Origin of the sequence: Enterococcus plantarum (assembly GCF_001730295.1) — a bacterium.
GTDB classification, from domain to species: Bacteria; Bacillota; Bacilli; order Lactobacillales; family Enterococcaceae; genus Enterococcus_L; species Enterococcus_L plantarum.
On record NZ_MIKA01000009.1, the window covers coordinates 1 to 25,506 of the forward strand.

Here is a 25,506-nt window from a genome sequence, read left to right on the forward strand (position 1 = left end):
TACTACCTTTAAAAAAGTTCAAACGGGCATTAAAAATGCGTTGAATTTGCCTTATTCCAACGGACCATTAGAATGCTTGAATAACCATATAAAAGTATTAAAGAGAAACGCCTATGGCTTCCGTAACTTCTATAATTTTAAATTGAGAATTACTTTATGCTTTGGCACTGTTCTTTTTCAATCAAATAGAAAAACCTAGAGGAATTCCCCTCTAGGCTTCATTAGTGATTTAATTCTTTGGATTTCTTCACCAACATTAGTTGACAAAGAGCCACATTTTATTGAGTGACCTTTTCTACTTTTAGTTCTCTGTTTTTTGACTCTCATTTGCATGAGGCTTAAAACCAACATAGGATTTATTGCCACTTAAATTAAGTACAAACAATACAATAACGAGTGACAAAATCGATACAGATAATAATAAAGTTTGAACTGCATCGCCATGTAATACCATTAACTGTCTTAAAATGGCCGTAATACAAATTAAAATCAAATATCTGATCGGAATATGATGTCCTTCTTGAATATAGCGGATCACCATCATAATAAACTCAAATAACATGAAAAATGCCACAACTTCTTGCATCACGATCGATAAGTTTTTAGGTGTCATAGGTTTGTTGATAAATGTTCCAATATCAATCAATTGACGAATCATGAAAATCAAAATAAGTAGGGCAAGTACTCCTAGAACAACATCCAATACCCAATTGACATATTTCTTCATGATTCCAAATCTCTGTTCTTCTTTCATTTTTTTCCTCCTAAATTTAAAAGCGTACCAAGCCAGACTTGCTCCGACTGAAAAGTAGTAAAATCAGAATGTAGTACTTTGTCAAATTTTATCTTTTTCCCGAAACGCGCTAGCCTATAAGGTTAAACAATATAATGCAGTTGCATCACTCTCTTTAAAGATTCCTACAACTATTTGATTATAAGAATAATATAACATTTTTTCTCGATGATGTAAAAATCTAAATCTGGAATAAACGCACGCATATCAGTTACTTAGCCTCTTTTTCCGCAAAAATCATAGTAAAAAGTCTAGATGAAAAATGAAACTATAGTTGCAATAGTTTGATCATGATTCTTTTACTATCTTGTCTCACACTCTAAAAAAGAGGCTTAGACAGAAGCGTTTAATCCCGAGAAATAAGAAGGGATTGCTTCTGTTCCCACCGTTTATTCGCATTTAGGGTGCACATCAAAATGATGTTTACTTTTGTCCCGAACCCTTTTTTATTTATTCTGTTATACTAAATCAACCCAAAAGCCATCGCGATTGCGGCAAGTATGTTATTTAAAAAGTGGATAGATATACTGATCTCTAAACGTTGTGTTTTGTAATAAGCCACAGAAAGAATCAAACCTACCAAACCGTACAATAAAAAACTAATCAAATTCGTAGGACCATGCATTAAACCGAACAAAATAGAACTCACTGCAATACCAAGTATTGGAAATTTCCCTAACCAAAACCCAATAATTCCACCTCTAAAAACAATTTCTTCCATAATAGGTGCTGAGATTCCAATCAATAATATAATCAATAAAGGATTTTCTCCTGAAAACATAGTCTGAATCGCTGCATCATTTGCTGTTGATTCTGTTCCCTGAGTATTTAATAAAAAGGTTCCTCCAATAGCGATTACTCGAGCTAAAATAAAACCACCTAAAATAATTCCAACATTTCTCTTAGTGAAAAAATCCAATTTCAAGTTAAAAAAAACCAGTTTCTTTCCTAAAAATATCAACACCCAGATATTGCCAATAACTATAATTATCAGCATAATCGATGCAACCAAAGACAAATTTGTCTCTCCCATTCCTTGAGAAAATTCTTTGGCTATACCAAATGCCATCATACTAATTTGACTTACTAGAAATAAACCAACTAAAATAAAAAAATTTTTTACATACACCATCGCATTACTCTCCTTTTATAAAAACCTTCTTTATACCACTTTTATCTTACCAGACTACAGTTACAGAGTAAAACGAGCTTGGATGTAATAGTTAATTCAGTTATTTAGCGACTCGCTTACCGTCTTTGTAAGCATAAACTCGACCTAATGAGTCTTTTGCTACATATTGATAGTTCTTCTGTCCACTAAAGTTTCGTGGAGCTGGTGAGCCTTTTGGTACAAGTACGACTTTGTAGGCTTCAAGGCGCTTTGCAACACCCGCTGTCCCTGCTTTATGTGCTGTTGATTTACTGTCTTCCGTTTTTATTTTAGCTCTTGACCAACCTAACCAACCATAATCTTGTGCGTGAACACAATAATACATATCGTATTGTTGCGCCATGCTACCTTTCAAGGTAAACTCTACTGCTTCTACTCGCAATGCACCTCCTGCAGTCCCACCACGGCCTGTTTGGTAGTAAATCGTTGTATTACGGCCTTTGATAGTACGTTTAGAAATACCTGCACTCTTCTCTTTTGCCGTCAATTTTTCAGATAACCAACCAATATTTTCAATATGTGTATTGATCATGATGTCACTTGTTCCTCGAATGAACATCGCTTCCATTCTTTTAGATTCTCGAGTAGAACCACTTCCTGTTCCATATGGCCCCATCTCACTTATTGTTCTCAAACGTTTATCTCTACTAAAACCAGTATCACCATAATCTTGAACATGCGAACCAAATCTTAGATCATTGATTGAGGCTGCTTCTGTTTTCACCCCAAATGAAAATAAAACACCCAAAATAAGAACAACTACCACAAACATCTTCTTTTTCACTTAAAAACCTGCTTTCTATTTATTATTTTTGGATTAATCAAAATAATTATAGCATTTAGTAGAATAAAAATGTAAAAAATAATTAAAATAATAAATCATAACTTTCTATTAAAAAAAAATGCCCCTTTCATACGAAAGGAACACTTTTATTCAGTCATTATTTAGCTAAAGCACCTTTAGCTTGTTCAGCTAATGCTGTAAATGCTGCTGCATCATTCACTGCTAATTCAGCTAACATTTTGCGGTTGATATCAATCTCTGCCAATTTCAAACCGTGCATTAATTTAGAATAGCTCAAGCCATTCATACGAGCCGCTGCATTGATACGAGCGATCCATAATTTACGGAAATCACGTTTCTTTTGACGACGATCTCTGTATGCATAACTATAAGATTTCATTACTTGTTCTTTTGCTGTTCTAAATAAAGTATGTTTTGATCCGTAATAGCCTTTCGCTAACTTAAGGATCTTTTTACGACGTTTACGGCTTACTACGCCACCTTTAACACGTGCCATGGTTAATTCCTCCTAAATATCTGTTATCTCTATGAGTTATTTTAATTGCTAAGTTGTTGCATGAATTATTTCAACTTTCTCAAATTCAGCAAGCTTTTTCACTAATCTAGCTTCGTGGACTAGGCCTCTCGATAAATAGATAAATTCTTTTTAAAGATAGAAAGAATCTTTAAAAAAATTTCCTAATTTACTCGATGCCTGATTGAGTCCCCTACGCTTTTTTTACTTCATTCTTGCTAATTGTTGACGAATACGTTTGAAATCGCCTGATGAAACCATTCCTGCTTTACGCAATTGACGACGTTGTTTTTTTGTTTTACCGTGGAAACGGTGACTTGTAAACGCACGGAATCTTTTTAACCCGCCGTTACCAGTACGTTTGAAACGTTTTGCTGATCCGCGGTGTGTTTTTTGTTTTGGCATGACTAATTTTCCTCCTACATTTTCATTTCGCATACAGTTCAACTAAATTAGTTGAAAAAGTTGAACTAGCATCCTAAAAAAATTTGATTAACTAGTTATCAGCTTATTAGCTTAATTTTCATTCTTCGGTGCCAGCGTTAGGAACATGCTGCGTCCGTCCATTTTCGCTTTTTGTTCCACTGTAGCAATGTCTGCAGTTTCTTCCGCTAAGCGATCAAGAACTTTCTGACCAATTTCTTTGTGGGTAATGGCACGGCCTTTGAAACGGATCGACGCTTTTACTTTGTCGCCTTTTTCTAAGAATTTACGTGCATTACGAAGTTTTGTATTGAAGTCATTTACGTCAATTGTTGGACTTAAACGAACTTCTTTTACGTTGATCACTTTTTGTTTCTTACGAGCTTCACGCTCTTTCTTTTGCGTTTCGAAACGGAATTTACCGTAATCCATAATTCGCGCAACAGGCGGTTTTGCAGTAGGTGCTACTAGAACTAAATCTAGATTAGCTGTTTCAGCAATTTGTAATGCTTCCACTTTTGTTTTTACCCCTAATTGTTCGCCATCTTGTCCGATCAAACGTAACTCGCGTGCACGAATGCCGTCGTTCACCATCATATCCTTTGCTATGGTCATTCACCTCCAAGTTTATTAAGAGAAAATCAATACTGAAACTCTTTTTCCAAGAGTCTGTTATTCTAAAAAATACAATAAAAAACAGGCTCTGTATACAGATCCCGCGATTTTCGGATTTATATCGATTGATATAAACAATCCTATATCCAGCCCAGTGACACTGTCAGCTAAGGCGAGAAGCGGGTGCTTCTGCTTTCATTTCTCAACTCTAATAGTATACGATATTTTCAAAACCTTGTCAATGCTTTTTTCTAATTAAGACAGAAACCTTTGAGGATCGAAAAGTAGACTTCTGTCTTAATCTTTTACACTCTAATTTCCAAGTAATTCTTCTATTTTAGTCAATACACCATTTTCGTCATTGGATAAAATGATTTCTTTAGCGACAGCTTTGACTTTTGGTTGTCCATTACTCATCGCATAGCTAAATCCGGCATGCTTCAACATTTCCAGATCATTACCGCTATCGCCAAAAGCGGCAACTTCGTGATTTTTTATGCCCCAAACTTCTTGTAGCTTCATCAACCCATGTGCTTTATGGATGCCCGGAATGATCAAATCGACATCACCATGCCCGCTAGAAATAGGAATCACTTTCTCTCCTAATGTATCATGTAACTGTTCAAGAACTTCTGATACTTGTTCTACAGGAAAACTCAAAGCGAATTTAAACAAAGTGTCCTCTTTTACCTCAAATAGATTAGGCACTTTTTTTAAGCGATGATAGTATTTCCGACCATGTTCAATAAAGGACTCAGGTTCATTTTCAGCAACATAAGCGCTGTTTTTTCCACAAAGAATCGTATGCCCTTCTGTGAACGCCGCTAAAATAGTCAGCACGTCATGAACTAGCTCTGGATCGATTTCACCCGTGAATAGTTCTGCACCCTCACTAATAACATATGCGCCATTTTCAGCTACAAACGCCAATTCGTTCTCTACTTCTGGAAAAAATGATTTTAGTTGATAGTATTGATTGCCACTAGCTATCACAAAACGAACCTTTTGTTGTTTCATTCTTTGATATAATTGACTAAATTTTTCTCGGTCGTACTCTTGTTGACTATTCAAAAACGTTCCATCCATGTCTACTGCAATCATTTTCACTGTCATTATTTTACTTCCTTTCAGTCTAATAATTTAAACTGTTTTAATCCCAAACGAATACCATCCTTTATATGAGACTTGGTAATGTAATCAGCGTGACTTTTTACATGTGCCGAAGCATTATCCATCGCAATGGCCGTATCCACGGCTTCAAACATCCCTATATCATTATTTCCATCTCCAAATGCATAGGTTGGGACACCGTCTAAATCCAATGTTTTGATCACTTCTTTGATACCAGCTTTTTTTGACTGCCCTTTTAACACGACCGCCAAGGAATAAGGACTATCTCTGAAAAAGGTGAATATATCGGAGAATTTTTCTTGATATAATACATCTTTGGCGACTTCCTCTGAAAAAAGATAAAGCATATAGATTTCATGTTCCTTATAAAAGTCTGGTGCAATCTGTGGTAATGGTGCATGATCTAATTGATATAATTTTTCCATACTTTCAGTCAAATAACGTGTAGCATATTCAGTTTCTGTATAACAGGCCAAGGAATGACCGAATGATTCAGAAAATCGCATTAATTCTTTAATCAGCTTCAAAGGTATTACATGTTTGGAGACAACCTTATTTTCAACAACATTATACTGTCCGTTTAAGCTTACAAAAGAATCAATTGGTGTTCCTTTTGTGATTTGGTTGATTTCCTTTGGAGAACGACCGCTTGCAATCAAAGGCAAGATATCGTTTTTCTTTAATGTTAAGATAGCTTGGTGATTTTCTTTAGAAATTTTATAATCAGCATCCAGTAATGTTCCATCTAAATCAAAAAAAACAAGTGCTTTGTAGTGGTTCATAACTTCCCTCTTTTTCATATCTTTTCTTACTTAATATTGTACTATACTTTTTAGCCCATAGCGTAAAAAAACTTTATTCTATTTTGTTCAAACAAATGCTTGTCAAAACAAAGAGAATAAAGTTCGAGTTTTTATTTTCCATACACTTATAATTAGTGAACTATTTCTATGAAGTTAGAAATTTCCTAGAAAAAGATAAATAATCGACTAAACGTTATATCTATCTTATATACCCTAGGCTAGCCCTGTAGTCCCTACAGTTTTTTACTTTTTTAATAAGTCATTATTTCCTTTAATCCTTGCATCAACACTTGAATACTAGCAGCCGTCTCAGGATCATGCCGTCCTGTTTTCTCATTGATATCTTGCATAAATATCTGACTCACTGGATTATTATCTGAATGTTCCGAACATTTCCCGCATGCTGAAACTTTGATCATCCTTTTATTATACCATGTTGCTTTATATTCGAGTTTTGAGACAAATAACGCCCACGAAACATCTGAAAATCCACGTTGTAATTTAGAATTTCTGAAAAAATCTGCTTGCTGAATGTCTTCAATACAGATCAAATCATATTTCTTAACAATTTCTGTTGTAATTTTGTTCAGAAAATCGATTCGTTGATTCGTTAACTTTTCTCGCATTTTCGCTACTTTTAGCTTTTGCTTTTGATAATTTTTTTGCCGAGATAATTCTGTTCCTTTTAATTTAGCAATTTCTTTTCGCCGTTTTAGTTTTCTTTCTTCTCTAGTGATCCGCTGTTCAAATTCTTTCGTAAATTTATCATTATCGATACGTCTACCATTAGATAATACAGCAAATTCCGAAGCTCCTAATGTTATCCCGATTGCTGAATACGTCTTATCAATTCTAGGAATCTCCTCTTCACAAAGAATAGAAACAAAATACTTATTGCTAGGGGTCAAAGAAATTGTTGCTGATTTTATTTTCCCTATTACTGGACGATGCATTCTCATTTTAATCAACGACTTCAATTTAGGCACTTTCAAATATTTATCGTCAATAATTTTAATCGTTCCATTTTGATTGTTCGTTGTGTAAGATCTGACAGCGTTCTTCTTTTGTTTTAGCTTAGGAAATCCCACTGATTTCTCTCTATGAAATTTTTTAAATGCTCGATCCAAGTAAACCTGCGCATTTGATAATGCTAAACTATCCACTTCCCTTAAACAAGGATGCTCTTTTTTATAATGAGCAGGAGTGGGTAACTTTACTTTTAAATCAGGATTTTTCTTCAACTCCTTATAAAGCTGAATTCTTTCCTGTAATAAAAGATTATGCACAAGTCGAACACAAGAAAATGTTTTTTTGATGAATTCTTCTTGTAGTAACGTAGGGTAAAGTCTATATTTATACGCCTTTAATACCTTCATTAGAATACCACCCTACCAATAAAAGCTGAATGAGCTTGTTCACCTTCGACTGAAAAATAGGAAGCTAAGATTGTGACACTTTTCGTCTCACTCTTAGGTTATTTTTTTTCGAGAAGCCAGCCCCTAAAGCTACTTTAAAATGATTGTGTCACAAAGAAAAATGATTCATTCATCTTAGGTTTAAAAATTCTAGCTAAGAAAAAGAATTCTTTTCTTAGCTAGTCTTTCTTGTTCAATACGATTATTCGTGATTTGCTTTAGCTTTTTTCTCTTCAATTTTTTTACGATACACTTCGACTTCATCTTCAGAGCAATAAACATAATGCTCTGGTGTGATTTCTCTTAGTTTACGTTCTTTGTTATCTTCTGGTTGTGGTTTATACACAATACGTTTACGTGTACGTTCATAATCTGGATCTGGTAGTGGAATAGCTGACAGTAAACTTTCAGTATACGGATGTACACCAAAGTTATATACATCATCACTAGAACCCATTTCCAATAATTTACCACTATGCATAACACCGATACGGTCACTGATATGTTTTACCATTGATAAATCATGGGCAATAAACAGATACGTCAACCCAGCATCTTTTTGTAAGTCTTGTAATAAATTGACAACTTGTGCTTGGATCGACACATCCAACGCAGAAATTGGCTCGTCACAAATGATAAAGCGTGGATCAACAGCCAACGCTCTAGCAATCCCGATACGTTGACGCTGACCACCTGAAAATTCATGTGGATAACGTGTGCCATGACTCGGGTCAAGCCCAACGACTTTTAACAACTCGTTGACTTTTGCTTCACGTTCAGCTGTATCTTTAGCTAAATGGTTGATGTCGATTCCCTCAGCAATAATATCGTTAACTTTCATTCTTGGGTTCAATGAAGCATACGGATCTTGGAAGATCATTTGAACTTCACGACGAAATGCTTGCATCGCTGTCTTCGAACGAATTTTACTGATATCGTCACCGTTAAAAACGATTTCGCCACCCGTTGGATCGTATAAACGAATCACACTACGACCAGTTGTTGATTTACCACTACCAGATTCTCCAACTAAACCGAACGTCTCACCTTCGTAGATATGGAAACTGATATCGTCAACAGCTCTAACTTCGTCAGGGCGTCCAACGTTAAAATATTGTTTTAGTCCTTTAACATCTAAAAGTACTTTTCTTTTTTCACTCATTATTTAACGCCTCCTGCAGTCGTATTATGGCGTTCAGCATAAATCGCCCAACGTCTTACAATTTCAGCTGGAGGGGTGATTTTTGGTGCTTGCGGTGCTAATAACCACGTTGCAGCTTTATGAGTTGGTGATACTTCAAAATAGGGTGGTGCTTCTTCTGCATCGATTTTCATCGCAAACTCGTTACGCGGATAGAAAGCATCTCCTTTTGGTGGATCTAACAGATCTGGAGGTGAACCAGGAATTGCATATAACTTATCTTCGGTTCCTTCCATTGTTGGCATTGAGCCAAGTAGTCCCCATGTGTATGGATGTTGTGGATTATAGAAGATTTCTTCTGACGTTCCCACTTCTACTAAACGTCCACCATACATAACTGCTACACGATCCGCAACGTTCGCTACAACACCTAAATCATGTGTGATAAAGATGATTGATGTGCTGATTTTTTGCTGTAGATCTTTTAATAATTCTAAAATTTGCGCTTGAATCGTAACGTCCAAAGCTGTTGTTGGCTCATCAGCAATTAGAACTTCTGGGTAACAGATCAACGCAATCGCGATCACGATACGTTGGCGTTGCCCACCTGAAAATTGGTGCGGATAATTTTTCAAACGTTTTTCAGCGTTTGGAATCCCTACTAGTTTTAGTAATTCTAGTGCTTGATCCAGACCTTCTTTTTTCGATACTTTATTGTGTTTGATCAACGATTCAGCTACTTGTTTGCCGATCGGCATTGTTGGGTCCAATGATGTCATTGGATCTTGGAAAATCATAGCAATTTCTTTCCCACGAATGGTTTGCATTTGTTTTTCCGTCTTGTGTACGATATCTTCACCTTTAAACAGAATTTCTCCATTGTCGATATTTGCATTGCTGCTCAACAATCGCATGATACTTCTAGTAGTTACTGATTTCCCACTACCAGATTCTCCTACGATTGCAAGAGTTTCTCCTTTGAACAGCTCAAAGCTCACACCACGAATAGCATTTACTTTTCCAGCAAACGTATCAAAAGAAATCTGTAAGTCTTTTACTTCTAATACTTTTTCCATAGTCATTCACTCTACTCTTTCATCTTAGGATCGAAGGCATCACGTAGTCCGTCAGCTAACAAGTTGAAGCAAATCATTACGACTGACAAAGTTACGGCAGGAATCCACATCAAATATGGAAGGAAACGGAACGTTTTATATCCTTCATTTAATAATGTTCCAAGTGAAGCGGTCGGCGGTCTTAATCCTAAACCGATGAAACTTAGAAACGCTTCGAAGAAAATGGCCGACGGGATACTGAACATCATTTGAACGATGATCACGCTTGAGATATTCGGTAAAATATGTTTAATAGCAATCTTTAAACGAGATTCTCCTAACGTTTGGGCAGCTAAAACAAATTCTTGATCTTTTAATTTCAAGGTCTGAGCCCGGACGATTCTGGCCATTGAAATCCAGTTGGTAATCACCATCGCTAACACGATTGATAAAATACCTGGATCAAAAACAGTCAGCATCAAAATCATCACAACAAGGTTAGGAATTCCAGAAAGAACTTCTAAGATACGTTGCATCACTGTATCGACACGTCCACCTAATAAACCTGAAATCAAACCATATGTTACACCGATCGTAATATCAAGTAATGCCGCGATAAACGCGATCAACAATGAGATACGAGTTCCCATAAATAAACGACTCAATACATCACGACCTAGGCCATCTGTTCCAAGATAGAAATTCACGTTATCAGGAACATTTGCTTGTGCATACTTATCTACCATTTTACCCGCAACATTTGCTGTACCGTTAAATCCATTAATACTATCTAAAAACGGAATACGTGGTGGTAAATTGATATATGCTACATTTTGTTGTGTTGGGTCATGAGGCGAAACCCAGATAGTGATAATTGAGATAAAGATGATGATTCCCAAAAGGATCAAGGAAATTACAGCCGCTTTATTCTTTTTCAAACGACGCCAAGAATCTTGTAAAAAACTTAGTGACGGCGTTGCGATTCGTTCACGTTCCTTTGTTGTTGATGTATCCAAAGGTTGGAATTCATCTGTCGGTATTTCTTTAATTTTATCTGGGACATTGTTCAAGTCAACTATTTCCATTAACCTTTGGCACCTCCTGAAACACGAATTCTTGGATCAATCAATCCATAAAGTAAATCAACAATCAAGATTACAAATACTAATAATGCAGAATATAAAATCGTTACGGCCATAATCGTTGGATAGTCATTGGTCATGATTGATTTTACGAATTGCTCCCCAATACCCGGGATGGCAAAAATATTTTCTACAACTAATGATCCTGTCATCAAACCAACTGCTAATGGTCCTAACAATGTAATCAATGGGATCAAACTGTTTCTAAGTCCGTGCCTAACGGCAACTTGCCAACGGCTCAAGCCTTTAGCACGCGCTAACTCTACATAGTCACTATGTAAAACTTCAACCATTTCCGTTCGTATAAACCTGGCGGAATCGGCCATCGGACTCATAGCTAAAGCTATTGTCGGCAAAATCGTATAAGCAAAACCGTTCCACATTGCGATTGGTAACACTTTTAATTTCATAGCAAAGATATATTGTAACAATACGGCAAAGACGAAGTTCGGAATCGAACGACCTAAGATAGCCATTAAAGTAGCCAATGTATCAACCCATGTATTTTGGCGCATTGCCGCAATGATCCCTAATAAAATACCAACTAGTGTACCAAAAACGATTGCTTGTGCACCTAATTGTACTGACGGTCCAATACGACCTGCTAAAAGTTTTGCTACTGGTTGGTTTTTGAATTGGAATGAAATACCAAAGTCACCAACTAGAAGATTTTTTAAGTAAATTCCATATTGAACGATCACAGGTTTATCTAAACCGGATTGCTTATTCAACATAGCAATTGTTTCTGGACTAAGTTTTTCTTGGTTGGTATAAGGAGTACCTGGTAATAATTGCATCAAGAAAAAAGTAATCGTTGCGATCAGCCACAATGTGATGATCATAAAAAAGACCCGTTTAAGAAAATATTTTCCAAAACTGTTCAAGAATGACACCTCCGAGATTATTTTGACTTCATCAGCTTTTTTCGATAAAGTAAGGATAGAAAATTAAGTAAGGATGAGCACATGAAAAATTTAAAATGGCCCTTGATTACCTCAGCGGTCTCAAGCATCGGTATTTTTACTTACCTATTGATAAAACAGTCACTGACTATCCTTTCTGTATCAGATACCTTTTTCATCGTTTCGTTATTCTTTCTGATTATCGGGTTAGCCTTATGGATCATGTCCTCAGGATTTTTTGATAATTTCCAACGTTTTATGAAAATGCATTTTCGTTTTAGAAAGAAAAATGAGCCGAAAGAATTCATTCCATTTTCAGAAATCGGTAAAGCACATCAGCTTTACTGGCTTGAAACTGGGGGTATTTTACTGATTGTCGCTGTTGTTTCTTTATTATTTTACTTTTTATAAGCAAAGATAGCAAGAGAGAGAAATATAAAATTCTCTGATTTTTGCTAACTTGCTCAAAATCTGAATAAATGGCGAAACAGAAGCAGCTCCTTTAGAAATAAGTTGAAATTCACGAAAATTGGAAACCCAATTTTCGTGAATTTCTTTTTATTCCCTTAAACCATTCGGTTCGTTGGAGTTGTTTGCTTCTGTATCGGTCACTTTTACTATTAAAAACTAGTTCAGATTATTCTGAAATGTATGTCCATTTGTAATCGTATTGCGCACCTGCTGGATGGAAACCAACATCTTTCACTTTTTCAGCACGTAAGTGAGCTTCAGCTTTTTGGTAAAGAGGAATCACACCCATGTCGCCCATGATTATTTTCTCTGCATCTACTAAGTTCTCCCAACGTTTTTCAGGATCATTAGCATTGGTTGTTGCCGCTGCTTTGACTGCTTTATCGTAGTCAGCATTGCTATAGTGGCCACGGTTATAAGGAACGCCCGTTTGGAATAAATCTAAGAAACTACTTGGATCTACATAGTCAGCTCCCCAGCCACCGATAACAGCTTTAAAGTCACCTTTGTTAGAACGGTCTAAACGAACGGCAAATGGTACAGGGCTTACCGTTACTTTTGTCCCTTCTAAGCTATCTTGAATTGCACCTTGAATATACTCGACTGTTTTCTTAGAAGAATCTGCATCAGAAGATAAGATGTCGATATCTAATGTTTTGATACCCAATTCTTTCTTCGCTTTTTCCCAATGTTCTTTTGCTTTTTCTTTATCATAAGCAATTTTATCTTCCGCTGCATCAGTGAAGTCTTCTTTTCCATCTGGAGACTTAGACATATCTGCTGGAACTAAGCCTTTAGGTTCTACTGAACCATCACCTAAGATTTGTTCAACGAGAGATTTACGATCGATTGAATAAGAAATCGCTTTTCTTAAGTTTTCATTTCTATAAGGTGAATTTTCGTCGATTTGATTTAATTCCATATATTGAGTCGATGCTTCTTTTTGGATCACAAGAGCTGGATCATTGGCAGCTTGTTGTGCTAATTCACCAGTCAAGGTTACATCATCTGCTTGTCCGTCTTGGAATAAGTTGTATGAAGTTGGTGCTTCTTTCACAACATTCGTTTTTACTTCGTCTAATTTTACAGAATCTACATCCCAATATTCTTTATTTTTCTTATATGACCATTCAGTATCTGTTCCTGCTCCATCAAAACCATCTAATACAAACGGACCATTATAGACTGAGTTATCACTATTTGAAGCATAGTCTTTACCATATTTTTCCACGATATCTTTTCTTTGCGGGAAGAATGACGGGAAGGCTAATAGATAATCAAAATAAGGAGTTGCTTTTTCTAAGGTGATTTCTAATTCATAATCACCTGTCGCTTTGATTCCTAATTCAGCTTTGTCTTTTTTACCTGCTGCGATATCTGCACCATTTTTTACAGATTCGTAAAGGTAAGCATACTCTGAAGCTGTCGCTGGATCAACCGTACGTTGCCACCCATAGACATAGTCTTCTGCTTTTACGGGTTTTCCGTCTGACCATTTCGCTTTTTCATTTAGTTTGATTTTATAAGTAGTACCATCCTCACTGACCTCTGCTTCTTCACTAGCTCCGGCAGGTTCTGGTTTATTATCTAAATTCAAACGATATATACCTTCGTATACATTGTTTAGTGCAGTAAAGCTGATAACGTCTGTCGCTAATGATAAATCGGCACTTGGCATTTCTTGTAAAACATTGACACGGAAAATTTGCTCTCCGCTTGGTTTACCGTCGGCTGCTTTTGAGCTGCCTGAATCGTCTGTTTTTGCTCCGCCGTTACCACATGCTGCTAATGTTAAACTAAATAAAGTGATGAATCCAAAAGCAAATGACTTCTTTAACTTCATTCTTTTTTCCTCCCTAAATGACCCTAAATATTTTCTGAAAAATCAGAATTTAATAATTATTTATTGTGTTGAGGTATAGTTTACAATTTTTAAATTAAAAAATCAAGAATAATCTTATTTTTTCTTAATACTCACATCATTAAATTATATCATCATTAAAAGTAATTTCTTAGAAACAAGCTTAAAAAGCGATTGTCTTCTTACAAAAAAGTATGTTAGATTAGTATAGGAAGAAACATACCATAGTAGAAGCAAATACTTTTTGGTTCAATAGTATTGTTTAAAAAATTAGTTTCAATAGTTCACAATAAATAGTAAGGAGTGATTAGATGCACCATTCATCTTTCTTCAAAGAACTAACTACGTTTCACAAGCCTCAAAAAGCACCTTTTCGCTTGATTGGTGCAGGTATTTGTATGGCAGTGCCTTTATTCATCGGTTATTTTTCAAATAATTTACTAATCGGTAGTTTTGGCTCACTGGGGATTTTTACTTTTCTTTATTATCAAACACTACCTTTGAAAAATCTACTCATTCGTTTGAGTTCCATTGGCGCATTTTTACTTTTTGGAAATCTAGTAGGCGTTCTTAGTACTCATATTCCTTGGATTATCCCAATCGTTATTGCTTTGATGGCATTTTTGGCCCGAATCATTTTTAGATTATACCGAATTGCTAAGCCGGGGGCTTTTTTTATTGTCATGGTAACCGCAATGGGCAGTGGAACAAAGATTCCTTTGGAAAAAGTTCCGACCATGATGAGTTATGTTTTATTAGGTGTTTTGACCTCTCTTGTTGTGGCTGTTCTCTTGTATTTTGTTGAAGGAGAAACGGTGGAGCCAGAGAAGACCATCTCATTACAAGAACGTCTTTACACCGACCCTGCAGCACTTTTAGATGCTCTACATTATGCCGCTATTTTATTTTTAGCGACCTATATCAGCCAGTCCCTGCATTTAACTAATGCGTATTGGATGGTTGTTTCATGTGCTGCTGTTTTACAAGGTGATAATTTACGAGCTGTCATGCATCGTAATGTTCAAAGAATTTTTGGTACAATGATTGGTTTATTGATTGCAGCACTTTTATTGAGTATTTCATTTACTTCATTAGAAACCATTTTTCTAATTTGCTTTTTCTTTTTAACGGTAGAATTTTTTATTAGACGAAATTACGCGATCGCAAACTTTTTTACAACGCCAATGTCTTTACTATTAGCAAATTTAGCTCGCCATCAATATTTGGTGAGTCTGCTGAATTATCGCTTAATCGGGATTGTTTTAGGTAGTCTCTTAGGTCTTTTGGGTGCATTTGTATTAACGACTTGTTTAAAATTTTATAATCGTGCGTATCAATTAGATGAAAATTTAGATAAAGAAACAGAATAATGTGGCCCACTTTATCATAAAAAATTTGGAGGTTATATTTATGAAAATCAAAAAGCCTGTTGCACCTCTTTTGCCTCAGCTGACTGAGACTGATTTTATTTCTTTAGATGATGAGCTCGTTATTGAAGGCTTAGTATTAAAAGACCAAGACCTTAGTTATCAGGATGTGCGTAATTTAGTTTTTAGAGAATGCCGTTTTGATAAAATAACGATGAATCGAAATCACCTTGAACGTTTTGACTGTAGTAATGTGATTTTTGATCATTGTGATCTTTCTAATACGGAATGGATCGGAGCTAGTTTTCATCAAGTTCATTTCCGTCAGTGTAAGTTAACGGGAACAAATTTTGCTGAGAGTTATTTACGGGATTGTTTTTTTGAAGATTGCTTAGCTGATTATGTTTCTTTTAGTGCGACAAATCAAAAAGTGGTTCAATTTCATCAAACAAGTCTAAAGGATACTGAATTTGTTGAGGTGACTTGGAGTAATCTCCTTTTAGATAACTGTTCACTGACTGGAAGTAATTGGTTCCATACGAAATTGGCCGGTCTTGACCTTACCAAAAGTACTTTTGAAAAGATTGCCTTCTCTCAAGAGCTACTTCGAGGATTAAAGGTTACGCAAGAACAAGCGATTACGATTGCTGCAGGATTAGGGTTAGTTATTAAAGAATAAATAAGAAGAAAGGTTGGAGCCGAGCTTGAGGTTTTAGCTCTAAGCTTTCTTTTTTGCTTGCAGTTATTACTGAGATATTAATTTTTTACTTAGACAGAAACTAACAATTTCACTTCATATATTTTTTTGGTAAACTAACAGAGTGACTGGGACACTGAATCTGTAAAATGCTTCTGTCCCAACCTCAATACATTGGAGGGCTTTTAAATGAAAAAGAATCTTATCGAGCTTTGGGGTGACCTAGTTGATTTAAAAGATTTGATTATAGCCATTGGCATTTGCAGTGTAACAACGATGGGAGGCTTTTTTCTAGCTCCTACACAAGATACAACAAAACAATTATTCTTCGGCCTAGGTGGAGCTGTCCTTGGCTTTATGATCAGTACTTTTTTAATTACTCCTAAACGAATAGTTATCGAGGAGGAAGACAACTAATGGATGCAGGGCTAATCTTTCAAATGCTACTAGCCGTTTTGGGCGCAATTATTTTATATACATTCATTGGATTTGTACCAGGAACAGATGAGACGTCTGTTTTGATGCCAGTCACTTTAGCCGTCGTTTTAGCTGGCGTTCAGCCTATCGTCGTTCTAACGTTTTTTATAGCTGCCATTATTACTTTAAATTTAATGAATGCAATCCCGACGGCACTGGTCGGTTTGCCCGGTGGTGTGTTATCCACGCCAATGATCGAGCATGCACTGTATTTAAAAGAACGTGGTATGGCAGCCACCAGTATTAAAAAAATGGCGACAGGTTCCATCATCGGAACTGCAGTTGCAATACCTGTAAGTTTACTTTTAGCCAACATCTTAGCTCCTTTTTCAGATTCGGTTAAGGAATATGCTCCATTACTGTTTGTTTTTGGTGCAGTCTTTTTATCTTTGATCGGGAAAAATAAGCTATTAGCGTTGATCAGTATCATTCCACTTGGATTGCTCTTCCAAGGTCTGCGCTATTTGTATTGGGGACTCGGAGCAGTTCCACAAGAAAAAAATGTGACAGTTTCCTTCTTTCTTGGAATCACAATTGGGCCATTACTTGTTTCATTGTTAGGGTTGTTAAACAAACAAAATCGGGATTCCTTGCCTCGACATGAACAGAATAAAATCAAGCTGAACAAGGTAGATGAAAAGCAAACGTTACTCAATCCTTTTGGAACGATCACAAAAAAAGAAGCTGGAACGAGCGCTATTGTATCATTACTATCAAATTTTCTGTTTTTTTTAAGTCCTGTTGGGCTAACGATTTTGTTTGGTGAAGCTGTATCAAATAAAGAAAAAGATCCAGTAAAAAAAGCCAGTATGGCGATTACCTCAATGAGTGCTTTGTCTCATGCAACATATCTATCAGGTTTGATCATTCCATTGATTGCTTTAGGAATTCCTTTATCACCGGTAGCTGTTGGACCCGCCAATGCCCTGTTCAACGCGCCACCCGTTTTTACATTAGAGCATAATCTTCATCATTTATTGAGTACAAGTGAATTTGTTTTTGCTATTTTATTCGCTGGAATCCTTGCCTCTGTCGTAACTTATTTTATAGCAATGAAATACGCTCGTCAGATGACCGTATTTGTCTTAAAAAAGATTCCGCATGAAGCAATATTAGGTTTATTTATTGGATTTATTTTATTATTGGCTTATATGGATGCCGGATTGATCAATATTTTTGGTGTTTTGCTGGTAGGAATCGTTTGTGGTACTCTTAATAAAATGGGCGTTAATTACGGTGTTCAATTTATGATTCTTTATGCTGCGCCTTGGATCACCACGCATTTGATATTTAAATAAAAGGACTGTTATTAGAATGAAGAAAGAAAAAACTGGTCATGGACGAGCTTCTGGGAAAATTATTTTAATGGGTGAACATTCTGTTGTTTACGGTGAACCTGCAATTGCTTTTCCCTTTCAAGAAACGTATATTTCAACAAAAGTTGAACCTGATACCAATATGTTAGTAGATTGTCATTATTTTTGCGGAGAATTGTCAGAAGTACCTCCTCAGCTAAAGAGTGTCAAAGAAGTTATCAAGCAAACCTTGAATGTACTTCACAAAGAAAAGGAAACGTTTAAAATCACTATTACCAGTACCATTCCAGCAGAACGTGGAATGGGTTCAAGTGCTGCTGCGGCCGTTTCTATCGTTCGAGCATTATTTGATTATTTTGACATGCCTTGCACCCAATCAGAGCTACTTCCATTAGTCAATCGGGCGGAAAAAATTGCCCATGGCAATCCTAGTGGCATTGATGCAGCGGCAACTAGTGGAAACGATTCGCTATTTTTCATAAAAGGTCAACCGATAGAATCGTTTCCAATGAATGTTTCTAATGCTTATTTAATAGTGGCTGATACTGGCATCAAAGGGCAAACCAGAGCTGCTGTAAGTGACGTTGCACATCTTTTTGAGCAAAATAAACAACGCGTTTCACAACATATTACTGAGTTAGGCCACTTGACTAAGCTTGCAAAACAAGCTATTTTAACAGATGATGTTTATTTATTAGGCAAAATCATGAATCAAGCACAAGTTCAGCTTAAAGCATTGACCGTTAGCAATGACCAATTAGATCAATTAGTCGTTACGGCTCGGGAAAATGGCTCCTTAGGGGCAAAATTAACCGGCGGTGGTCGGGGCGGTTGTATGATTGCCTTAGCAGATTCTAAAGAGCAAGCGGTAAAAATTGCTACAGCAATAGAAGCAGCAGGTGCAAAAGCCACTTGGATTCAATCATTAGGAGTGAAAAATTAATGTATGCTGGAAAAGCACGAGCTTATACGAATATAGCGTTGATAAAATATTGGGGAAAAAAAGATGAGCGCTTAATACTACCTATGAACAGCAGTCTATCTTTAACATTGGATGCATTTTATACCGAAACTAGCGTATCTTTTGATGAAACATTAACTGAGGATGTTTTCTTTTTAGATGGAAAAAAACAAGATTTAAAACAAACAGCCAAAATTTCTAAATTCTTAGACCTTATTCGTCAAAAACAACAGTTGACTTTATTTGCAAAAGTTGACAGCCAAAACTTTGTTCCGACAGCTGCTGGTTTAGCTTCATCTGCTAGTGGGTTAGCCGCTCTGGCTGGTGCCTGTAGTGAAGCGTTGAATTTACAATTGACCGAAACAGAATTGTCCCGCTTAGCTAGACTCGGCTCTGGCTCAGCCTGTCGTAGTATTTTCGGCGGATTTGCTGAGTGGCAAAAAGGGGATTCTGATCAGACATCCTTTGCACACGTTATTCCTTCTGATAAATGGGAAGATGATTTAGCAATGCTTTTCGTTTTAGTCGATGATGGTATAAAAGATATTTCCAGTCGTGATGGTATGAAACGAACGGTAGAAACATCAAGCTTTTATCCTGGTTGGTTAGAAAATGTCGAAACAGATTTGGCTACAGCCAAACAAGCAATCACCGAAAAAGATTTTAATAAGCTTGGTCAAGTCACTGAAGCAAATGGCTTACGCATGCACGGAACCACCTTAGCTGCCGTACCGCCTTTTACTTATTGGTCACCTGAAAGCTTAAACGTCATGCAGTTAGTGCGTTTAGCCAGAAAAGAAGGTCTACCTTGTTACTTCACAATGGACGCTGGGCCGAATGTGAAGATTTTAGTAGAAAAGAAAAATTTATCTGCGTTAAAAGAATTTTTAGGAAAGCATTTTGCTGAACATCAGCTAATTGCCGCATACGCAGGACCAGGAATAGAAATGATTCCTATAGAAAGGTCGGAAGAATTATGATAGAAGTTTCCACACCAGGCAAGCTATTTATTGCTGGTGAATATGCCGTTGTTGAACCTGGACATCCGGCAATCATCGTTGCAGTGGATCAATTTGTAACTGTTACTCTCGAAACAGCAGAAAACGTCGGCAGTATCCAATCAGCTCAGTTTAGTTCACTACCTGTTCGTTGGACGAGAAGAAACAATGAACTGGTTCTAGATATTCGGGAAAATCCCTTTCATTATGTACTTGCAGCAATTCGCTTAACTGAAAAATATGCACAAGAACAACACAAAGAATTATCTTTTTACCACTTGAAAGTCACTAGTGAGTTAGACAATTCAAACGGACGTAAATATGGATTAGGCTCGAGCGGTGCTGTAACAGTCGCAACTGTAAAAGCTCTGAGTCTGTTTTATGGTTTAGAATTGAACGAAGAAGAAATATTCAAACTCTCTGCACTGGCTCATTTAGAAGTTCAAGGAAATGGTTCTTGTGGAGATATTGCAGCAAGCTGCTATGGCGGTTGGATTGCTTTTTCAACGTTTGATCATCAATGGGTCAACGAACAAGCTCAAAAGCAAACGCTGACCACATTACTCCAAACAACATGGCCAAAATTAATGATCCAACCTTTGACTGTTCCTAAAAAATTACGTCTATTGATCGGCTGGACTGGCAGCCCTGCTTCTACTTCTGATTTAGTTGATCAAGTCAACCAGTCAAAAGAAGTACAAGAAATAGCATACCAACGATTTTTAGATGACAGTAAAACGTGTGTTGAAACAATGATTACAGGCTTTACTTCAGAAAATATCTCATTGATTCAAGCGCAAATACGAAAAAACCGAAAATTACTCCAACAATTAACCTCGATCACAGGAGTTACGATCGAAACCCCTGCTCTTAAAAAACTATGTAATTTAGCACAAACCTATGGCGGTGCAGCTAAATCATCTGGTGCAGGTGGTGGTGACTGTGGAATTGTCTTATTTAAGCAAAAATCAGGTATTTTACCTTTGATGAGTTCTTGGGAGAAAGAAGGCATTACTCCGTTACCATTACATGTATATTTTTACGGAAAGAAGGAAAAAAATGAATCGAAAAGATGAACATATCTCTTTAGCGAAAGCCTTTCATAAAGACAAAACAAACGACTTTGATCAAATCCGTTTTGTTCATCATTCTTTTGCAGAAATAGCGATGGATGACGTTGATATCTCAACATCTTTTCTTGATTTCTCCTTCAAGCAACCATTTTACATCAATGCTATGACAGGCGGTAGTGACCGCGCAAAAGAAATCAACCAGCAACTAGGCATTATCGCGAAAGAAACGGGAATCCTGGTAGCGACAGGATCGGTGAATGCTGCCTTAAAAAATCCTGATTTGGCAGACACTTATCAAATCATACGCAAGGAAAATCCAAACGGTGTACTTTTAGCAAATATCGGCGCTGGACTTTCTTTAGAAGAAGCCAAAAGAGCTGTTGATCTTTTTCAAGCTAACGGATTGCAAATTCATGTAAATCTCCCTCAAGAGTTAGTAATGCCTGAGGGGGATCGTGATTTCCATGGTTGGCTAGATAACATTGAAGATATTGTTTCTCATTTGTCTGTTCCAGTCATTGTTAAAGAAGTTGGTTTTGGCATGAGTAGTGAAACCATTGAACAATTGGTTTGGCGCGGTGTAAAAGCTGTTGACGTCAGTGGTCAAGGCGGCACTAGTTTTACACAAATTGAAAATGCCCGTCGCAAAAAACGAGAACTTGGCTTTTTGACAGATTGGGGACAGTCAACAGTTCTCTCACTCTTAGAATCGATAAATTGGCAACGTGACCTGACTGTTTTAGCTTCTGGTGGTGCCCGACAATCGTTGGATATCGTTAAATCACTTAGTTTAGGTGCAAAAAGTGTTGGTGTAGCTGGAACTATTTTAAATCAGCTGATGACACATGGTCTTGAAGAAACGATTGAGCTTATCCAACAATGGGAAGATGAACTTAAAATGTTATATACCTTACTTGGGAAACAAACAACAACTGACCTTACAACAACAGATATTATTTTTTCTAGTGAGATCATTCGGTGGTGTGAAAGCCGTGGCATTGCTTATCAGCCATTTGCTAAGAGAAGTAGATAAAAAAACATACTGAGTTTACACTCTATGTAGTATCCCCAAAAGTTAGACGTTTAAGGAGTGGAGAAATCCACTCCTTTTTCATACGCTTCTCTTACCGTCATTATCTAGCCCCCCAATTTCATTTACTAATATTATATCTCTTTTCGTAAAAAAAGAAGTGCTTGGGTCATGATGCGTGAAGTCATCATGTCCCAAGCACTTAGTATTTTTATAGACGTTTAACCATTATATGCATCAATGATGATTTGTTTCAATTCACTGATCAATGGTTCTTTCGGATTAGCTGTTGTACATTGATCTTCATAAGCCAATTCAGCCATGTGATCAACAGTTGAATCAAGAATTTCTTGTGTTACACCTTGTGCTTTCAAGTTCATATCAATTCCAACTGATACCCCTAAATCATAAACAGCTGTTGCTAGTGCATCCACTAATTCTGCAGTATTTTTGCCTTTAAGACCCAAGAATTTCGCAATATCAGCGTAATCTGTATCTGCACGGAAGTAGTCATATTTAGGGAACATTGCATGTTTTGAAGGATCTTTGGCATTGTAACGGATGATATGCGGTAATAAAATCGCATTTGTACGTCCGTGAGGAATGCCGTATTCTCCACCAATTTTATGTGCGACTGAGTGACAAATTCCTAAGAATGCGTTGGCAAAAGCCATACCAGCCATTGTTGATGCATTATGCATCTTTTCACGACTTTCTGCATCCGGACGTTTCACTGAGTTTTCTAAGTGGTCAAATACCAATTTAATCGCTTGTAAACTTAATCCACGCGTGTAATCAGAAGCCATGACTGAAACGTAAGACTCAATTGCATGTGTTAAAACGTCCATACCAGTATCTGCCGTTACAGAAGCTGGAACTGACATCACAAATTGAGGATCGATGATCGCAACATCTGGCGTTAATGCGTAATCAGCTAATGGGTATTTCACATGCGTATCACTATCTGTAATAACAGCAAATGGTGTGACTTCTGAACCTGTACCTGATGTTGTTGGGATACATACAAATTGCGTTTTAACTGCTTTTTCAATTTTGTATGTGCGTTTACGGATATCTAAGAATTTTTGTTTAGCGCCAAAGAATTCTGTGTCTGGGTGCTCATAGAACATCCACATGCCTTTAGCTGCGTCCATTGCAGATCCCCCACCTAAAGCGATGATTGTATCTGGTTCAAAATCAACCATGACTTTTGTTCCAGCATACACTGTATTTGTAGATGGATTTGGTTCAACTGCTGAGAATACTTCGATTTGAACGTCGTTTTTACGTTTTTGTAATTCTTTACGAACCGTATCAGCATAACCAAATTGAACCATTCCTGGATCACATACAATCATCACACGTTCAACATTTTCCATTTTTTGTAGATATTGTAATGAATTTTTTTCAAAGAAAATTTTTGGCGGTAATTTAAACCATTGCATATTATTTCTCCGTTTCGCTACAGTTTTGACATTGATCAAGTTAACAGCAGATACGTTTTTAGAGACTGAGTTTTTACCGTAAGATCCGCAACCTAATGTTAATGAAGGAATCATTTCGTTATAGATATTCCCGATTCCGCCTTCAGCTGATGGAGAATTCACTAAGATACGGCAAGCTTTCATACGCAAACCAAATTTCACTTGTAGATCCTCATCTTCTGTATGAATCACTGCTGTATGACCTAAACCACCTAATTCAAGCATTGCTTCACATAAATCAAAGGCATGATCTGTATTTTTCGCTTTCATCATGGCTAAAACTGGCGATAATTTTTCACGAGAAAGTGGGTATTCCGCTCCTGCTCCTTCAAGTTCAGCAATTAGAATTTTTGTGCCTTTTGGTACTTTGATTCCTGCTAATTCTGCTATATGTTCAGCAGAATACCCAACAATTGCTGGATTTACTGCATATTTCCCTTCATTCATCACGGCATCTTCAAGTTTTTGTAATTCGTTTGGTTTGACGAAGTATACTTGGTGTGCTTCAAATTCAGCTTTTACAGCTGCATAAACTTCTTTATCTACGATCACAGCTTGTTCAGAAGCACAGATCATACCATTATCGAATGATTTAGAAACGATCAAGTCATTTACTGCACGTTTGATTTTTGCTGTTTTTTCAATATATGAAGGAACATTCCCTGGTCCAACACCTAACGCTGGTTTACCAGTTGAGTATGCCGATTTAACCATGGCGCTACCACCAGTAGCTAAAACAATCGCGATTCCAGGATGATTCATCAAACCTGAAGTTGCTTCTAAAGAAGGTTGTTCGATCCACTGTACACAGTTTTCAGGAGCCCCTGCTTTGATTGCAGCATCGCGAACGATTCGAGCAGCTTCAGCAGAACATTTTTGTGCACTTGGATGAAAAGCAAAGACAATCGGGTTACGTGTTTTGATAGAAATCAACGCTTTGAAAATTGTCGTTGATGTTGGATTGGTTGTTGGTGTAACCCCACAAACCACCCCAACTGGTTCAGCGATTTCGATTAAACCTGTTTGGTCATCTTTATTGATGACACCCACTGTTTTGTCATGTTTGATACTATTCCAGATATATTCAGAGGCATACATATTTTTGATTGCTTTATCTTCGTATATCCCACGGCCAGTTTCTTCGACAGCCATTTTTGCTAGAGGCATATGTTGATCTAAAGCAGCCATTGCCATTTGGTGCACAATGTGGTCAACTTTTTCTTGATCAAAGTCTTCCATTTCTTTTAAAGCAACATTTGCTTTTTTTGCCAATTCGTCGATCATTGCTGTTACATCAGTCTTTTTAGTATCTTCTCTCTTCATTGTTTTAGCCATTTTGATCCTCCTAGAAAAATAAATAAATTAATTTTTTCTTGTTAACTATTTCACATACACATCATACAACAATATTTTTTTCTTGTAAATAGTTTTTTTGTGATTTTTTTCACATTTAACGCTTTTTTTATTTCATCTACTAAAGCAAGCGTTTCCTAATTTATAAAAAGAAAAAGAACCTATTCAAAATTAGAATAGATCCGTCAAGTCATGCCAATCTTTAATGGTCAAACTACTTGTTTGAGCAATCAACTGCTGATAATCAAAAAATTCATTTGGCTCAATATGTAAAATGTCTTCACGACAAGCTTTGATCGATGATGGAGCGTTCTTTTTCCACCGATAAGAAACAAGATAGTTCATCAATTCGGTTTCATTAACAGATGAATAACCAAGTTGCTGAAAAGATCGGCATTTGATTTTTAATTCTTTTTTCAATAAGAACTTTTGATGCCACGATAGCTTTTCGATGGTTCTCCCCTTCTTTCTAAAGAATGACCTATGTACTTTCTTATATGTTTTAGAA

The 25,506-nt window shown here is 36.6% G+C and carries 26 protein-coding genes; 10 read left to right on the forward strand and 16 right to left on the reverse strand.

What is annotated here, in order from left to right:
• Positions 1-199: transposase (locus tag BCR22_RS14880; RefSeq protein ID WP_141706533.1), on the forward strand; the 199-nt coding region annotated here is incomplete at its 5' end.
• 102 nt (positions 200-301) lie between these two features.
• On the opposite strand, the gene psiE is transcribed toward BCR22_RS14880, so the two are convergent.
• The 13 genes from psiE to opp1B all read right to left on the reverse strand — a co-directional run bounded on the left by psiE (position 302) and on the right by opp1B (position 11,892).
• A complete protein-coding gene (gene psiE, locus BCR22_RS04600; RefSeq protein WP_069653811.1) occupies positions 302-754 on the reverse strand; it encodes a phosphate-starvation-inducible protein PsiE in 453 nt (150 codons plus the stop codon).
• Positions 755-1,256: 502 nt separating this feature from the next.
• Positions 1,257-1,925, reverse strand: coding sequence for a CPBP family intramembrane glutamic endopeptidase (locus tag BCR22_RS04605; protein ID WP_069653812.1), 669 nt, complete (start codon positions 1,923-1,925; stop codon positions 1,257-1,259).
• Between the two features lie 100 nt (positions 1,926-2,025).
• On the reverse strand, positions 2,026-2,748 hold the full coding sequence (locus BCR22_RS04610; RefSeq protein WP_069653813.1) for a hypothetical protein: 723 nt from the start codon (positions 2,746-2,748) through the stop codon (positions 2,026-2,028).
• 157 nt (positions 2,749-2,905) lie between these two features.
• Entirely contained in the window at positions 2,906-3,265 is a 360-nt protein-coding gene (gene rplT / locus BCR22_RS04615) for a 50S ribosomal protein L20 (protein WP_069653814.1), read from the reverse strand.
• A 222-nt stretch (positions 3,266-3,487) separates the two neighbouring features.
• A complete protein-coding gene (gene rpmI, locus BCR22_RS04620) occupies positions 3,488-3,688 on the reverse strand; it encodes a 50S ribosomal protein L35 (protein WP_010762697.1) in 201 nt (66 codons plus the stop codon).
• Positions 3,689-3,799: 111 nt separating this feature from the next.
• Positions 3,800-4,321 carry a translation initiation factor IF-3 gene (gene infC, locus BCR22_RS04625; RefSeq protein WP_010763961.1) on the reverse strand — a complete coding sequence of 174 codons (522 nt, stop codon included), beginning with the start codon at positions 4,319-4,321 and terminating at the stop codon, positions 3,800-3,802.
• A gap of 312 nt (positions 4,322-4,633) precedes the next feature.
• On the reverse strand, positions 4,634-5,434 hold the full coding sequence (locus BCR22_RS04630) for a Cof-type HAD-IIB family hydrolase (RefSeq protein WP_069653815.1): 801 nt from the start codon (positions 5,432-5,434) through the stop codon (positions 4,634-4,636).
• Positions 5,435-5,448: 14 nt separating this feature from the next.
• Positions 5,449-6,234, reverse strand: coding sequence for a Cof-type HAD-IIB family hydrolase (locus BCR22_RS04635; RefSeq protein ID WP_069653816.1), 786 nt, complete (start codon positions 6,232-6,234; stop codon positions 5,449-5,451).
• Between the two features lie 272 nt (positions 6,235-6,506).
• Complete coding sequence (locus BCR22_RS04640; RefSeq protein WP_069653817.1) at positions 6,507-7,631, reverse strand: RNA-guided endonuclease TnpB family protein; 1,125 nt, start codon at positions 7,629-7,631, stop codon at positions 6,507-6,509.
• A gap of 241 nt (positions 7,632-7,872) precedes the next feature.
• Positions 7,873-8,832 carry an ABC transporter ATP-binding protein gene (locus BCR22_RS04645; RefSeq protein WP_069653818.1) on the reverse strand — a complete coding sequence of 320 codons (960 nt, stop codon included), beginning with the start codon at positions 8,830-8,832 and terminating at the stop codon, positions 7,873-7,875.
• Positions 8,832-9,893: an oligopeptide ABC transporter ATP-binding protein Opp1D gene (gene opp1D / locus BCR22_RS04650; protein ID WP_010771135.1), complete on the reverse strand. Its 1,062-nt coding sequence runs from the start codon at positions 9,891-9,893 to the stop codon at positions 8,832-8,834. The genes BCR22_RS04645 and opp1D overlap by 1 nt, the downstream gene beginning before the upstream one ends.
• Positions 9,894-9,898: 5 nt before the next feature.
• The gene (gene opp3C, locus BCR22_RS04655) at positions 9,899-10,951 is read right to left on the reverse strand and encodes an oligopeptide ABC transporter permease (protein ID WP_069653819.1); all 1,053 of its coding nucleotides are present in this window, start codon (positions 10,949-10,951) and stop codon (positions 9,899-9,901) included.
• On the reverse strand, positions 10,951-11,892 hold the full coding sequence (gene opp1B, locus BCR22_RS04660; RefSeq protein WP_069646331.1) for an oligopeptide ABC transporter permease Opp1B: 942 nt from the start codon (positions 11,890-11,892) through the stop codon (positions 10,951-10,953). The genes opp3C and opp1B overlap by 1 nt, the downstream gene beginning before the upstream one ends.
• 81 nt (positions 11,893-11,973) lie before the next feature.
• Between opp1B and BCR22_RS04665 the strand changes: the two genes are divergently transcribed.
• Positions 11,974-12,321 (forward strand): DUF3899 domain-containing protein, encoded by a 348-nt coding sequence (locus BCR22_RS04665; RefSeq protein WP_069653820.1) that lies wholly within the window; start codon positions 11,974-11,976, stop codon positions 12,319-12,321.
• A 226-nt stretch (positions 12,322-12,547) separates the two neighbouring features.
• Here BCR22_RS04665 and BCR22_RS04670 read toward each other — a convergent pair whose 3' ends face one another.
• Entirely contained in the window at positions 12,548-14,224 is a 1,677-nt protein-coding gene (locus BCR22_RS04670) for a peptide ABC transporter substrate-binding protein (RefSeq protein ID WP_069653821.1), read from the reverse strand.
• A gap of 329 nt (positions 14,225-14,553) precedes the next feature.
• On the opposite strand from BCR22_RS04670, the gene BCR22_RS04675 reads away from it, so the two are divergent.
• From BCR22_RS04675 to fni, 8 genes are all read left to right on the forward strand, one after another.
• Positions 14,554-15,612 (forward strand): FUSC family protein, encoded by a 1,059-nt coding sequence (locus BCR22_RS04675; RefSeq protein WP_069653822.1) that lies wholly within the window; start codon positions 14,554-14,556, stop codon positions 15,610-15,612.
• A 40-nt stretch (positions 15,613-15,652) separates the two neighbouring features.
• Positions 15,653-16,288, forward strand: coding sequence for a pentapeptide repeat-containing protein (locus tag BCR22_RS04680; RefSeq protein WP_069653823.1), 636 nt, complete (start codon positions 15,653-15,655; stop codon positions 16,286-16,288).
• Positions 16,289-16,495: 207 nt separating this feature from the next.
• Positions 16,496-16,723, forward strand: a complete 228-nt coding sequence (locus BCR22_RS04685) for a hypothetical protein (protein ID WP_069653824.1) — start codon at positions 16,496-16,498, stop codon at positions 16,721-16,723.
• Entirely contained in the window at positions 16,723-18,081 is a 1,359-nt protein-coding gene (locus tag BCR22_RS04690; RefSeq protein ID WP_069653825.1) for a tripartite tricarboxylate transporter permease, read from the forward strand. Before BCR22_RS04685 ends, BCR22_RS04690 begins: the two co-directional genes overlap by 1 nt.
• 16 nt (positions 18,082-18,097) lie before the next feature.
• Positions 18,098-19,042 (forward strand): mevalonate kinase, encoded by a 945-nt coding sequence (gene mvk, locus BCR22_RS04695; protein WP_069653826.1) that lies wholly within the window; start codon positions 18,098-18,100, stop codon positions 19,040-19,042.
• Complete coding sequence (mvaD, locus tag BCR22_RS04700; protein ID WP_069653827.1) at positions 19,042-20,040, forward strand: diphosphomevalonate decarboxylase; 999 nt, start codon at positions 19,042-19,044, stop codon at positions 20,038-20,040. The genes mvk and mvaD overlap by 1 nt, the downstream gene beginning before the upstream one ends.
• Entirely contained in the window at positions 20,037-21,134 is a 1,098-nt protein-coding gene (locus BCR22_RS04705; RefSeq protein ID WP_069653828.1) for a phosphomevalonate kinase, read from the forward strand. The genes mvaD and BCR22_RS04705 overlap by 4 nt, the downstream gene beginning before the upstream one ends.
• Positions 21,118-22,164, forward strand: a complete 1,047-nt coding sequence (gene fni / locus BCR22_RS04710) for a type 2 isopentenyl-diphosphate Delta-isomerase (protein WP_069653829.1) — start codon at positions 21,118-21,120, stop codon at positions 22,162-22,164. The genes BCR22_RS04705 and fni overlap by 17 nt, the downstream gene beginning before the upstream one ends.
• A gap of 218 nt (positions 22,165-22,382) precedes the next feature.
• On the opposite strand, the gene adhE is transcribed toward fni, so the two are convergent.
• Both adhE and BCR22_RS04720 read right to left on the reverse strand, forming a co-directional pair.
• Positions 22,383-24,980, reverse strand: a complete 2,598-nt coding sequence (gene adhE / locus BCR22_RS04715) for a bifunctional acetaldehyde-CoA/alcohol dehydrogenase (RefSeq protein WP_069653830.1) — start codon at positions 24,978-24,980, stop codon at positions 22,383-22,385.
• A gap of 189 nt (positions 24,981-25,169) precedes the next feature.
• Complete coding sequence (locus tag BCR22_RS04720; protein ID WP_069653874.1) at positions 25,170-25,451, reverse strand: post-transcriptional regulator; 282 nt, start codon at positions 25,449-25,451, stop codon at positions 25,170-25,172.
• Between the last annotated feature and the right edge of the window lie 55 nt (positions 25,452-25,506).

Excerpts from the sequence above, each read along its gene's own strand:
- BCR22_RS04680 (WP_069653823.1), top strand. The coding sequence starts at position 15,653 with ATGAAAATCAAAAAGCCTGTTGCACCTCTTTTGCCTCAGCTGACTGAG.
- fni (WP_069653829.1), top strand. The coding sequence starts at position 21,118 with ATGAATCGAAAAGATGAACATATCTCTTTAGCGAAAGCCTTTCATAAA.
- BCR22_RS04675 (WP_069653822.1), top strand. The coding sequence starts at position 14,554 with ATGCACCATTCATCTTTCTTCAAAGAACTAACTACGTTTCACAAGCCT.
- BCR22_RS04670 (WP_069653821.1), bottom strand. The coding sequence starts at position 14,224 with ATGAAGTTAAAGAAGTCATTTGCTTTTGGATTCATCACTTTATTTAGT.
- BCR22_RS04640 (WP_069653817.1), bottom strand. The coding sequence starts at position 7,631 with ATGAAGGTATTAAAGGCGTATAAATATAGACTTTACCCTACGTTACTA.
- BCR22_RS04630 (WP_069653815.1), bottom strand. The coding sequence starts at position 5,434 with ATGACAGTGAAAATGATTGCAGTAGACATGGATGGAACGTTTTTGAAT.
- BCR22_RS04705 (WP_069653828.1), top strand. The coding sequence starts at position 20,037 with ATGATAGAAGTTTCCACACCAGGCAAGCTATTTATTGCTGGTGAATAT.
- opp1D (WP_010771135.1), bottom strand. The coding sequence starts at position 9,893 with ATGACTATGGAAAAAGTATTAGAAGTAAAAGACTTACAGATTTCTTTT.
- BCR22_RS04645 (WP_069653818.1), bottom strand. The coding sequence starts at position 8,832 with ATGAGTGAAAAAAGAAAAGTACTTTTAGATGTTAAAGGACTAAAACAA.
- rpmI (WP_010762697.1), bottom strand. The coding sequence starts at position 3,688 with ATGCCAAAACAAAAAACACACCGCGGATCAGCAAAACGTTTCAAACGT.
- mvk (WP_069653826.1), top strand. The coding sequence starts at position 18,098 with ATGAAGAAAGAAAAAACTGGTCATGGACGAGCTTCTGGGAAAATTATT.
- psiE (WP_069653811.1), bottom strand. The coding sequence starts at position 754 with ATGAAAGAAGAACAGAGATTTGGAATCATGAAGAAATATGTCAATTGG.
- rplT (WP_069653814.1), bottom strand. The coding sequence starts at position 3,265 with ATGGCACGTGTTAAAGGTGGCGTAGTAAGCCGTAAACGTCGTAAAAAG.
- infC (WP_010763961.1), bottom strand. The coding sequence starts at position 4,321 with ATGACCATAGCAAAGGATATGATGGTGAACGACGGCATTCGTGCACGC.
- BCR22_RS04605 (WP_069653812.1), bottom strand. The coding sequence starts at position 1,925 with ATGGTGTATGTAAAAAATTTTTTTATTTTAGTTGGTTTATTTCTAGTA.
- BCR22_RS04690 (WP_069653825.1), top strand. The coding sequence starts at position 16,723 with ATGGATGCAGGGCTAATCTTTCAAATGCTACTAGCCGTTTTGGGCGCA.
- adhE (WP_069653830.1), bottom strand. The coding sequence starts at position 24,980 with ATGGCTAAAACAATGAAGAGAGAAGATACTAAAAAGACTGATGTAACA.
- BCR22_RS04665 (WP_069653820.1), top strand. The coding sequence starts at position 11,974 with ATGAAAAATTTAAAATGGCCCTTGATTACCTCAGCGGTCTCAAGCATC.
- mvaD (WP_069653827.1), top strand. The coding sequence starts at position 19,042 with ATGTATGCTGGAAAAGCACGAGCTTATACGAATATAGCGTTGATAAAA.
- opp3C (WP_069653819.1), bottom strand. The coding sequence starts at position 10,951 with ATGGAAATAGTTGACTTGAACAATGTCCCAGATAAAATTAAAGAAATA.
- BCR22_RS04685 (WP_069653824.1), top strand. The coding sequence starts at position 16,496 with ATGAAAAAGAATCTTATCGAGCTTTGGGGTGACCTAGTTGATTTAAAA.
- BCR22_RS04635 (WP_069653816.1), bottom strand. The coding sequence starts at position 6,234 with ATGAACCACTACAAAGCACTTGTTTTTTTTGATTTAGATGGAACATTA.